The sequence below is a fragment of the Clostridium gelidum genome (assembly GCF_019977655.1).
In the GTDB taxonomy this organism is placed as follows: domain Bacteria; phylum Bacillota; class Clostridia; order Clostridiales; family Clostridiaceae; genus Clostridium; species Clostridium gelidum.
On sequence record NZ_AP024849.1, the window covers coordinates 2,477,355 to 2,489,940 of the forward strand.

A 12,586-nucleotide genomic window follows, 5' to 3' on the forward strand; every position below is an offset into this window, starting at 1 on the left:
CTCTGACTGAAAAGTGTCACTTTATTTTTAATATAATATGCAAATATATTATGTTATGTTTTTAATTTTGAAGGAGGGATTATATGAAAGCAGTTATTTTTGACATGGATGGAGTAATTATTGACAGTGAGCCAATCCACTTTGAGACAGACATGGAAACGATGAAGTATTTAGGATGTAATATTTCAAAAGAAGAACTAGAAAAGTATGTAGGTACAACAAATGAATATATGTTTTCAGATATAAAGAAGAATTATAATATAGAAAAATCAGTTGAAGATATAATTAATTATAGGGCAGAAATAATTAAAAATAAGATAGTACAATCCGGTTTAGAACCAATAGAAGGAATTAGAGAATTGTTAAGTGAATTAAAAAAGAAAAACATTCCTGCTGCAATTGCTTCCTCATCCCCTAAAGACTTTATAAATGTAGTAGTATCAAAGTTTAAATTGCAAGAGTACTTTAAGTATATAGTAAGCGGAGAAGAAGTAGAAAACGGAAAGCCAGCACCTGATGTTTATATCGAAACTGCCAAGAAATTAGGAATAGCTCCAAAGGATTGTACAGTTATTGAAGATTCTAAAAATGGTGTATTAGCTGCTAAAGTTGCAGGAATGAGGTGTATCGGCTTCCAAAATATTAATTCAGGAAATCAAGATTTATCTAAAGCCAATGTTATTGTTAAATCAATTGCAGAAATAAAATTGTCGTATTTGTAAATGAAAAAAATGATATTTTTTATAAAAAATGCTGGCTGAAAAATTTATTTTACTAAATTATAGTAGTAATACGATTTCAAAAGACATTTTACCTAAATTTAGTTTATAAAAGGCCCAAAATATTAAAATTTGGTTGTATAATTATATAGAACATTAAAATGTTGTAAATTTGAGAGAAAATTAGATTATTTTATAATTATTTGAGATTATAAATCAAAAATGGTATAATCTATATGTTAAAAAGCAAAGGGGAGACGATTAGATGCGACATAATAAATTAAAAAAATTAGCGCTACTGGCTGTGATTTTATGTATTAACAGTATTCCGGTAGTAACTTATGCAAAAGATACTACTGTAAATAGCGAAATCACTACACAAAGCAAGATTGAAATTGATGACAACTGGCTTACGCGAGAAGTTGCTAGTCAATTGAAGAAAAAGGTTGGAAATCTTACAGAACAAGATTTTGTAAATATTAAAAAAATTGACTTACATTATGATAATATTGATAATAATATACCAGAAGAAATAAAATTATTAAAAAATTTGGAATATTTAAATTTAAATTCTTGTAAGATAGATGGACAAGCTCCAGAATCTTTAGGAGACTTACCTAAGTTAACTTATTTAGATTTAGGAGATAATAAGCTTGAAGGATTACCTGATAATATTAAAAAGAAAATTATAAGTGGAAAGTATAGTTATTGCGATGTAGAAGGTAATAAATCTAAACTCGAAGAAGGTTGGTATTTTCTAAAAGGTAAATGGTGTTATTTAGACAGAAATGGAGATAGAAGTAAAGGAAGTAAAAGAATAGATGGTAAAGATTACGAATTTACCGAAGATGGGAATGTAAGGGAAGGCTGGGAAACAGATAAAGATAATAATAAGTATTATTACGATAGAGTAAGTGGAGCTATAAAAAGTAAATGGCAACAAGTTTCTGGAAAATGGTATTACTTTAATGAAGAAGGCATAATGCAAAAAGGGCTGCAAACTATTAAAGGTGTTAAATTTTATTTAAATGATAGTGGAGAAATGGTTACTGGATGGCAAAAAATAGATAATAATAATTACAATTTTTCAAGTACAGGTGGAATGCAATATGGTTGGTTAACTTTAGATGATAAAAAATATTATCTTGATCAAAGTACAGGAGCAATGGCATCCGGAGAAAAGACTATAAACGGTGAGAAATTTAAATTTTCTACTGATGGTTCATTAATTAAAAATACGTGGATTGATAATTATACATATATTCAAGCTAACGGTAAGTCTGTAAACACGTATTCTAATTATTCACATTCTAATACTAATTATCAGTTATTTAAATATATGACTGATGTAAATAATCAAATGAGTGTTGATAATACTGCTGTTTGGTTACATGGAGGGGATACTAGTAACAACTGTGTATATTTTGCATCAGAAGTTTTAAGAAGAACTGGAGTTAATATTCCAAAGGCGACAGCTAATACTTATCAATTTGAAAATCAATTAAAGAGTTTGGGATTTACATATAGTTATGATTTTTCACAATTGAAACCAGGAGATATTATATTTACAAATAATTATACCCATGTATATATTTTTATGTGCTGGGATGTAGATGGATATGCTTATATTGTGGACAATCAAAGGACAAGCTATGGGAATTCAGTTCTTCATAGAAGACAAATATATCAAGATACTGCTATCTCAGATAGAGCAACTCATTTTTTCTATTATCCTAAGTAATATAATTTAGGAAAAGAGTCTGTTTAAATTTAATTGAATTAATTTTTTAAAACGCTAATATGAAAAAGCATTTATGATTAATAAGAAACTATTAATTATAAATGCTTTTTTTGTACGTAAAAATCACGTAAAAATTATTCATATATATGAAAAAAATATAGTATAAATAGAAATATCAATATTTAAAAGAAAAGGAGAATTCAATGAAGGCTCAGGTTGATATATTTTCAGGCTTTTTAGGAGCAGGTAAAACAATGCTAATTAAGAAGTTATTGAATGAAAAAGTTTATGGGAAAAATACAGTTATTATAGAAAATGAATTTGGAGAAATAGGAATAGATTCAGAGATATTAAAAGAAAGTAATCTTGAAATTAAGGAAATCAATTCGGGCTGTATATGTTGTGAGGTTTCAGGAGATTTTGGAGGAGCCATATTTGAAGTTTTAAATAAATACAAACCTGATAATATAATAATTGAACCCTCAGGAGTAGCTAAATTAAGTGAAATATTAAATATATTAAAAGGAATGCAGTTTAAAGATAAGGTTGAAATTAGAAATATTTTTACTTTGATTGATATTAGAAATTATGATATGTATTTAAAGAATTTTAAAGAATTTTATGAAAATCAAATAAGAAAAGCAAATAAAATTGTGTTAAGTCGAAGTCAATTAGTAGAGGATAAAAAGATTAAAACTACCATAGACTCTATTAAAAAGTTTAATTCTAAGGCTGAAATAATATATAAACCTTGGGAAAGCATAAAGGGCAGTGATTTTTTTAAAACAAATGAAATTGAAGAGAAAAAGGAAATGTTTATTGTCAAATCTAACCAAAGTAAAACATTTATTAAAAAAGTAAATCATAGTGCTAAAGAGGTTTTTGAAACATATCCTATAGACCTCGATTACGATACTAGTACACAAGAAATTCAAAGAAAGTTTGAGCTTATAGAGAATAGTGAGAAGTATGGACAAATAATAAGAGCAAAGGGATTTATAAAAGGAACTGATGGAGGATATTATCAATTTGATTATGTTCCAAATGAATTTAAGAGTAGAAAAATCAAATGGTCTAATAAAAAAGTTGTTTCAATAATTGGAAGTAAATTAAATAAGAAAGAATTAAAACAATTATTTAGTTAATTGTATTCAAAAAATATAAAGTAAGAATGTATAATTACAATTTATAAGAAGGCGGTGATAAGATGAAAATACATATTGAGATTGTAACAGGTTTTTTAGGCTCTGGGAAAACTTCATTTATAAACTCTTTATTAAGTGAAACTCAAGTTGAGGGAGAAAAGATTTTGATTTTTCAACTTGAGCATGGAGAAAAAAAAATCTCACAATCAACGGATATAAATTATTTTGTGGAAATTAAAAAATTAAATGAAGTTAAAGACCTTAAAAAAGAAATGATTTATTCAATAAAGAAATACAATCCCAATAGGATAATTATTGAATATAATGGAACTTCTAATTTAAAGGAATTAATTGATATATTAAATGAAAAAATTTATAGCGACTATAGCAAAGTTACTACAATATTTTTCGTTGCAGATGGGAAGAATTTAAACAAATATATTGATAATGTGGGAAGTTTTATAATTCCATTTATACAATATTCAAACATGATAGTCGTAAATAACATGGACTATTGTAAAAAGGAAGTCTTAGATGAAGGTTTTAAAAAAGTAAGGAATATTAATCCTAAAGCTTATATTTTAAAAGTGAGCAATAAGTATACTTTAAAGTATGCTCTTAAAGAGGCTAATGTCCTAGACAACGGATACTTGAAGAAATTAAAAATCAAATTTGCAAATTATAAATAGTATCATAGATACCCACTAAAAATCGTACTTATGCGTATAATCCGCCGAAATAAAGGGGCATGCATTTGTTCCAGTTACTGAAGATTTTGATGGGTGCTTCTAAGATCACAAGTTGTACCCAAAATGCTTGCTTCAAAGACAAGCTTTGAACAAGCATTTTGGAACAACTTATAATCTAAGAAGCACAGCCATCAAAATCTTCTAATGTAACACTCCACAAAAGTAAGCCCCCTTATTTCTACTTTTGGAGATATATGCAAGGTAGAAAAAGTAACTTAGAATTTGGGTATCTATATTAGAGGCGAATACAGAATATAAGCTTGAAATGGGGATGGGACATGGTTAATTATAATAGGAAAAGGTTAAATTTCTTTATATTGTGTGTAATAATATTAATACTCTTTATTTATAAAAAAAATGCAATAAATTTAAATATAGAAGAAATAGGGGATTTTGCAAGTATATTTACGAGTATAATTCTTGAGGCAATCCCGTTTATTATTATAGGCTCTTTCGTATCTGCAATAATTCAAATTTTTATATCCGAAGAAATTATATCTAGGTTAATACCGAATGTAAATATTTTTGGGTATTTGGGAGCAGCTTTAATTGGACTTATTTTTCCAGTTTGTGAATGTGCGATTATTCCTATAACAAGGAGGCTTATAAAAAAAGGTGTACCCATAGGTTTTGGAGTAACCTTTATGCTTGCAGTACCTATAATTAATCCAGTGGTAATAATGTCTACTTATTATGCATTTTATGATAAGCAATCTATGGTTATACTTAGAACAGCTGGTGGATTTGTAGCCGCAATTTTAATTGGAATCATAGTGAATTCTCTTGAAGAAAATAAACATTCCATAATTTTAGATTCTGTAGAAAATGATAATTATTGTAATTGTGGATGTAATGATATATTTCCAAATCAAAGTAAATTTAAAGCAATATTTGAGCACACGAATAGAGAGTTTTTAGACATTATGGGGTATTTAATATTTGGAGCTTTTATATCTAGTGGCTTTCAAGTTTTTGTCTCTCATGGAGGATTTAATTTCATTTCTGATAATAAAATATTGGTCATAATTTTTATGATGTTTCTTGGCTTTTCCCTATCCCTTTGCTCAGAAGCAGATGCTTTTGTTGCAAGAAGTTTCTTAGCTAATTATTCATTTAGTGGAGTAGCAGCTTTTTTGATTTTAGGGCCTATGCTTGATTTAAAGAATCTGATTATGTTATCTGGAACTTTCAAAAAGAAATTTGTATTTAAGCTGAGTTTAACGACAATTAGTGTTGTATTTATAATTTCTTGTTTATTTGTCATATGTGGAATATAAGGCATATTCAACTTCTTGTTTTTTAAAAATATGCCTAAAATAAGAACATTATTTATATACAATAAGGGGGACGGATAAGTGAGAAGATTTAATTTTGATGAATTTTTATGGTTTATAGTTCTTATTTTATTAGATTTATCAATAATTTATTTGGTATTTACAGGTAAGATAGATTTTTATATAGGAGATAAAATGATTAAATATATTTACATTACTATAGTAATGATAAGTATAATTACAATTTTTCAATTTAAAAATGTATTTACATCAAAAGGAAATGGTAATATTAAAAAGAAATTACTACCAATTGTGCTAACTGTGATATTAGGCATAATTTCAATTAATAAGCAAGAAACTTTTAAACATATTGAACTTAATAAAGAACTTACAGAAAGCAAAGTAAGCAGTATGGATATGAAATCATTATATGAACATGAATTAGACGATAGCTTAATTAAAGGTGACAATAATAATAAAGAAATTCTAATAATTAATGAAGATAATCCTATGGTACTTGAAGATATAAGAATAAATCCCGAAAAATATATAGAGATGAAATTGGAAATTCATGGATTTGTATGCAAACAAAGTTATTTAAATAAAAACCAATTTATTATAGGAAGAATCGTGATGTCTTGCTGTGCAGCTGATTCAAAAGCTGTTGGGATAATAGGAGAATATGATAAAGCTTATGACTTAAATGAAAATGAGAAGATCATTGCACATGGAACAATTAGTAGTTCAACTATAAGAGATGATAATAATGCAAGTCATAAGGTACCAATAATAAAAATAGAAAAATTAGAACTTGAATAAAGCAAATACTTATAGATACAAATGTAAAAACTGTACTTATGAGTATAATCCGCCGAAATTGAATACATATTTATTCCGTAGGACTGTGAAAATTTCGCTGGAAGCATTCTAAATGGGAGGTTGCACCCATTATAGTTTGCTCCAAATGTAAAAGCTCACAGAGAAAGTTCGAAGAACGAAATATAAAATTTCGATTCTCACTTTTTGGACAAACTATAATAGAGCAACCTCCCATTAAGAAGCTTCAGCAGCTTATTTTCAATGCCTACTTCACAAATATGTATCCAATTTCTCTGTTTGGATATGCTCCTAAGTATAGTAAATGTTGAATATAATACAAAGCATAAGTAAAATTTCAGTTGTGGGTATCTATATAAATACAACATAATTACTTATACTTGAGATATTATATCAAAGTAGAAATAAAGGGTACTCTTTTGTGCAGTGTTGCATCAGAGGATTTAGCTATAGATATTTCTTCAGTAGAAGTTGTTCCATTTATGCTTGTCCCAATGTATATTGGGACAAGCATAAATGGTGCAACTTTTACTGTTAGAAATTCATAGCTAAATCCTCAGCAACCGGAACAATAGAGTACCCTTTATTTCGGCGAGTTATACGCAGAAGTATGTTCTCGCCATTATGCATCTTGCTTAAGAAAACTATATTGAGCGGAATATAAATTATGGTAATATCCAGGTGTTAAAAGTAACTCAGAGTGAGTACCATGTTCAACTATCTTACCATTAGAAAGAACAAAGATTTTATCACAATCACGAATAGTTGAAAGCCTATGGGCTATTACTATAGAAGTTCTTCCTTTCATGAGTTTTTTTATTCCATCTTGAACCAATAATTCAGTTTCTGTATCAATATTTGCTGTTGCTTCATCTAATATTAGTATTCTAGGATTTGCAATTAATGCTCTTGCAAAAGCTATTAATTGCCTTTGTCCAAGAGAAAGTCTTGAACCCCTCTCATTTACATTTGTATCATAACCGTCTTCAAGTTTTTCAATAAATTCATGTGCATTAACAGCTTTTGCAGCTTGAATTACTTCATCATCAGTTGCATTTAATTTACCATAACGTATATTTTCTTTAATTGAAGTTGAGAATAAAAATGAATCTTGAAGCATTATTCCCATTTGGCTTCTTAAAGTTTCAATATTAACTTCTTTAATATCAGCTCCATCAATTCTTATAGAGCCAAAAGTAGGATCATAAAATCTACTTATTAAATTAGTTATTGTGGTTTTTCCTGCACCAGTTTCACCAACTAAAGCAATTTTTTCTCCAGCATTTAATTTAAAGCATGCATCTTTAAGTGCTGCACCTTCTCCTTTAGAATAGGCAAAGGTAACATGGTCAAATTCAATGTCTCCTTTAATTGGAGGAAGAATTTTATTGGAATTTTCATCTATCATATCACTTTTAGTATCTAAAATATCAAAGATTCTTTCACCAGCAGACATACTAGTAACAAATGCATTATAAAATGCAGAAAGATTTATTATAGGTCTCCAAAGCATGTCAATATACATGAAAAAAGCCATTAAAGTGCCTAAAGTTAAATTTCTTTGTTTAGTTAATATATATCCAGAAATAATTAATATAACCATGCTTAAACCACGAAATAAATCCAAAAATGGCCAAAAGAAATCTTGAGTATAAACAGCATTCATAAAGCCATTAGCATGCTTTCCTATATGAGTATCAAATTTATCTTTAGCATAATATTTTTTGCTAAAACCTTGAATTACTTTCATACCTGACAATGATTCATGAGTATATCCAATTAGTGATGAACGATGTTCTCTAAAAACTTTCCATTTCTTATCTGATTTAATTTCAATAAAGAACATAGCAAATGTTAAAAGGGGTATTGTAATAAGGCAAACTGCTCCTAAAACAGGATTTAGTATAAGCATCATACATACAACCAATATAATAGTAAAGATATTTGGAATTAAATTTACAATACTATTATTTAATAAATTTTGCAGCGCATTTACATCGCCAACAACTCTAGAAATAATCTTTCCAACAGGTCTATTATCAAAGAAATTAAAACTTAAAGTTTGAATATGAGTATATAAACTGTGTCTAATGTCTACTAATATTTGATTCGTGATTTTAGACATAGCTATGGTTCTAATTCTAGATAAAATCATAGAAACTACATTAACAAGTATTAAAGCAACGCCAAGAAATAATAATGCTTTAATATTTTTTTCTTGTACAAAAGTATCAATTGATACTTTCATTAAATAAGGAGTTAAAGTACTACAAGCCATTACAATAAGTAACAGGAATATTACAAATATTACTTTCATTTTATAGGGTTTAACGTATTTTAATAATCTTTTGATTATTGAAATTTTAGAAGATTCATTTATTATATCGTTCAAATTAATTCGCCTCCAATGCAAGTGATTCAAAATCTTGGAATTGATGAGAATAAACATTGTAATAGTAGCCTTTAGAATTAACTAAGTTCGAATGTTTGCCTATTTCTACAATCCTACCATCTTTCATAAATAGAATAATATCTGCATCTTTTACTCCAGATATTCTATGTGCAATTATAAAGGTTGTAGTTTTTCTCTTATTATTTTTTAGATTTTGAAGTACGTTAAATTCAGTTTCCATATCAAGAGCTGAAGTTGAGTCATCAAGAATTAATATAGGTGATTTTCTAATTATTGCTCTTGATAGTGCAAGTCTTTGTTTTTGTCCACCAGATAATCCAAGTCCTCTTTCACCAATAACAGTATCAAAACCATCAGGCATTTCTTTAATAAAAGAGTAAGCGCTGCTGTCTTTAACTGCTTTTATTAAGGTGCTTTCTGATTTATTACTACCAAAATCAATATTGTTTTTTATTGTATCTGAAAACAGGAACGTATCTTGAAAGACAACTGACATATTAGCTCTTAAAGTTTCTAAGTTCCAATCCTTAACATTAACATTATCAACTAAAACTTCGCCTTTAGTTACATCGTAGTGTCTTCCAATTAATGAAAGTAATGTACTTTTACCACAGCCAGTAGTTCCCATTATAGCAACACTACTACCTGATGGAATATTTAAATTTATATCATGTAAGACTTCTGTATTATTATAAGAAAAACTTACATTTTTAAATACAACATCCCCTTTAACAACAGTTGGATTGTAACTATTTTCTTTAGAAGCAATTGTTGGTTTTCTATCTAGTATATCTTTTATTTTAGCCATAGAAGCTTTATTTTGAGAAAGTAAGTTAATGAGCGATCCTAAATTTCTAACACACCAAGAAAGATTGAATATATAGCTAGTAAAAGCAACTAAACTGCCTAAACTCAAGTTTCCTTGAATACATAAATATCCACCATACACTATCATTATAATTGGTGCACTGTTTGTTAAAAATTCAATTAAAGGTCCATAAGTACCAACAATTTTTGCTTGTTGTACATTTAAATCAAAGAACTTTTGGTTTACTTTTAAAAATTTTGATATTTCATGTTTTTCACGAGCAAAGGCTTTTACAAGTCTAATTCCAGAAACATCTTGTTGGACTATAGAATTAATTTCTGCAGTTTGATCACTAATTTGTGAATACACAGTCCAGAACTTCTTGTCCATAATTGTGCCAATATAAGCTACAGGTAGTAGTACAGCTAAACATATAATTGTGAGTGATGGATTTAAGCTGAACATTATAATAGCAGATACAGAAAAAAGTATTATTGCTTCAATGAATACTCTCATTCCAAAGGCTAAAGTATCCCAAACAATATCAACATCTTCAATAATTCTTGATAATAATTCTCCAGTATTATTATTATCAAAAAATGAAAATTCAAATGATTGAAATTTAGAGTATAAATCTTGTCTTAATTCTTTGCAAACAATGACAGCAAATTTATCGAATAAATATTCCTTCAAATATCCTAGTATGCCTTGGATTAAAGCAAATAAGATTATAGTCATTAAGAAAATAAATAAATAATTTTCCATATCACCGAGAATAATGTTATCTATAAATATCTTTTGAAGATAAGGATAAGCACTGTCTATACAAATGCATCCTATCATAGAAGCAATAGGGATAATTAAAAGTTTCCATTGTTTTGCAATGTAAGTTTTAAATAAAGTCATAAAAAAGTCCTCCTTTTGAGATCGTTGATGTTTAAAATGAATGTTAAAACATGTGTAAAATTACCTTTATAAATAATTTTAAGCACAAAAAAACACAGCTATTCAGAGCTGTGTTAAATTCAAAATATAATGCGATCAGTTAAATATTATAAATAAAACTAATAAATCACATGGATTCTCTATTTTGAGGTTTCACAGATGAATAAATATCAATGTTAAATTGTATTGAAACAGTAAATATTTTATTAGTATTCATAGTTAAACCTCCTTTTAAATTATTTCTTAAACATCATTTATAAAATATACCACCAATTTACATAAAAAGCAATAGAAATATTAAAAAACCAAAATATGACTATAAAAGCAAATAACTTCTTAACAATTTAAGAAGTTATTTATAGCACAAATACAAAAATATCAATCTTTTTTATGTGTCTTTTTAGTATGTTTAATTCCGGAATTATTTGCTTTCTTTTCTTTTTCTTGTTGGCTTGCACAAGAAGAATCTTTTTTTTCACTCATATGATGTATCCCTCCATCCGTAATAATTTAGGCATATTACAGTACTATTTTCTTCAATATACAAATTATCATACTATGAAATTAATAGTAAAAATATAAAATTTATCTCACATATAAAGAAATGAGAACTAAAAGTTGTTAGACATCAGATAAGGCACAATCAAAAAAATAACAAGTCCATTTGCCAGACTATTTTCCATCATGCTACTTCGGCAAATTGACCTAATAGAACCGCTTTGAGGGCAATTCGTCTCCTTGCCTGATGAAAAATATTCATGGCAACTTTTGACTTGTTATTTATTTTCATGCGCCTAAAGTCTTTTCTTGAATAGAATTCCTATTGTTTGAAAAAATATTAAAATTAAGTCCATTTTCTGAAACATAAACTCCAAGAAATATTAATAATGCTCCGATTCCGGAATAGAGTGTAATTTTTTCATGAAGTATTGTTACAGAAAGTATTAAAGTAATTGCGGGAATAAGATAAATATAGTTATTAGTTTTTACGACTCCTAATTTATTTACAGTGAAATTCCACATAACATAACAAATGCTAGAAGCTACAATCCCTAAAAATAATAGGTTAGACATTATTTCAAAGGTTAAGAGTTTAGATATATCAAAATTAAATTCTGACGTAAATAAAAATGGAATCATGGTAAGTAAAGCGTAGAAAAATATTTTTCTTGTTAAATATAAGGGATTATATTTGCTACCCAATTTCTTAGTTATTATTGAATAAACAGACCAAGATACAGCAGCACATAAAGCAAGAATATCACCTATTGGGTTTAGCTTTAACATAAAGCTACCATTGAACATAACTAAAATAACTCCTGAAATTGCAATTACAAATCCTAAAAATAGATTTTTATTAAGTTTTTCATTCTTAGTAAAAAAGTGCGCAAGAAGTGCTGTAATAATTGGCGCTGTTGCAACTATTAATCCTACATTTGAAACTTGTGAAATTTTCACAGCAGAGTTTTCAGTTAAAAAGTATAGTGATCCACCGGCTATTCCTGATAGCAAAAACATGAGTTCTTCTTTTAATGAATCTATCTTATGAAATTTTGGATGTATTATAAGCAGTAAAAAATATGCTATTACAAATCTATAAAACATAACTTCAAGTGGAGTAAATGTATTTAATAGTATTTTGCTAGAAATAAATGTTGCTGACCAAATAACTACAGTTATTAAAGCTAATAAATTTAAGAAAAGTTTTTTGTCATTCATTGGGTTAGTCTCCTTTTATAATTTTATATGATCAATATAATATACAGTAACTTAAACTTTTAATAAATGCAATATGAATAAATTAAAAAAAATAATATTGTGTTATGTCTAAAATTATCAAATAGTGCTAGAATTAATTATAATGATAAATTTAAAAAATGATATAAGGAATATGACATAAAATAGACTAGCATGCTGACTTGTTATTTTCTGGAATATGCCTAAATGAGACGAGG

At 27.5% G+C, this 12,586-nt stretch carries 10 protein-coding genes; 7 read left to right on the plus strand and 3 right to left on the minus strand.

Going from position 1 to position 12,586, the window contains the following annotated elements; translation table 11 throughout:
* Nucleotides 1–83 precede the first annotated feature (83 nt).
* The 7 genes from psyc5s11_RS10915 (at nt 84) to psyc5s11_RS10945 (ending at nt 7,013) form a co-directional block, all read left to right on the plus strand.
* A complete protein-coding gene (locus psyc5s11_RS10915) occupies nt 84–722 on the plus strand; it encodes an HAD family hydrolase (protein ID WP_224037609.1) in 639 nt (212 codons plus the stop codon).
* Between the two features lie 262 nt (nt 723–984).
* A complete protein-coding gene (locus psyc5s11_RS10920) occupies nt 985–2,460 on the plus strand; it encodes a leucine-rich repeat domain-containing protein (protein ID WP_224037610.1) in 1,476 nt (491 codons plus the stop codon).
* 203 nt (nt 2,461–2,663) lie between these two features.
* Nucleotides 2,664–3,605 carry a GTP-binding protein gene (locus psyc5s11_RS10925; protein WP_224037611.1) on the plus strand — a complete coding sequence of 314 codons (942 nt, stop codon included), beginning with the start codon at nt 2,664–2,666 and terminating at the stop codon, nt 3,603–3,605.
* Between the two features lie 62 nt (nt 3,606–3,667).
* On the plus strand, nt 3,668–4,294 hold the full coding sequence (locus tag psyc5s11_RS10930) for a GTP-binding protein (protein WP_224037612.1): 627 nt from the start codon (nt 3,668–3,670) through the stop codon (nt 4,292–4,294).
* Between the two features lie 338 nt (nt 4,295–4,632).
* On the plus strand, nt 4,633–5,631 hold the full coding sequence (locus psyc5s11_RS10935; protein ID WP_224037613.1) for a permease: 999 nt from the start codon (nt 4,633–4,635) through the stop codon (nt 5,629–5,631).
* Nucleotides 5,632–5,709: 78 nt separating this feature from the next.
* Nucleotides 5,710–6,447: a TIGR03943 family putative permease subunit gene (locus tag psyc5s11_RS10940; protein ID WP_224037614.1), complete on the plus strand. Its 738-nt coding sequence runs from the start codon at nt 5,710–5,712 to the stop codon at nt 6,445–6,447.
* A gap of 398 nt (nt 6,448–6,845) precedes the next feature.
* The gene (locus psyc5s11_RS10945) at nt 6,846–7,013 is read left to right on the plus strand and encodes a hypothetical protein (RefSeq protein ID WP_224037615.1); all 168 of its coding nucleotides are present in this window, start codon (nt 6,846–6,848) and stop codon (nt 7,011–7,013) included.
* Between the two features lie 74 nt (nt 7,014–7,087).
* Here psyc5s11_RS10945 and psyc5s11_RS10950 read toward each other — a convergent pair whose 3' ends face one another.
* The 3 genes from psyc5s11_RS10950 to psyc5s11_RS10960 all read right to left on the minus strand — a co-directional run bounded on the left by psyc5s11_RS10950 (nt 7,088) and on the right by psyc5s11_RS10960 (nt 12,350).
* Nucleotides 7,088–8,857 (minus strand): ABC transporter ATP-binding protein, encoded by a 1,770-nt coding sequence (locus psyc5s11_RS10950; protein ID WP_224037616.1) that lies wholly within the window; start codon nt 8,855–8,857, stop codon nt 7,088–7,090.
* A gap of 1 nt (nt 8,858) precedes the next feature.
* On the minus strand, nt 8,859–10,592 hold the full coding sequence (locus tag psyc5s11_RS10955; protein ID WP_224037617.1) for an ABC transporter ATP-binding protein: 1,734 nt from the start codon (nt 10,590–10,592) through the stop codon (nt 8,859–8,861).
* Between the two features lie 825 nt (nt 10,593–11,417).
* The gene (locus tag psyc5s11_RS10960; RefSeq protein ID WP_224037618.1) at nt 11,418–12,350 is read right to left on the minus strand and encodes a DMT family transporter; all 933 of its coding nucleotides are present in this window, start codon (nt 12,348–12,350) and stop codon (nt 11,418–11,420) included.
* Between the last annotated feature and the right edge of the window lie 236 nt (nt 12,351–12,586).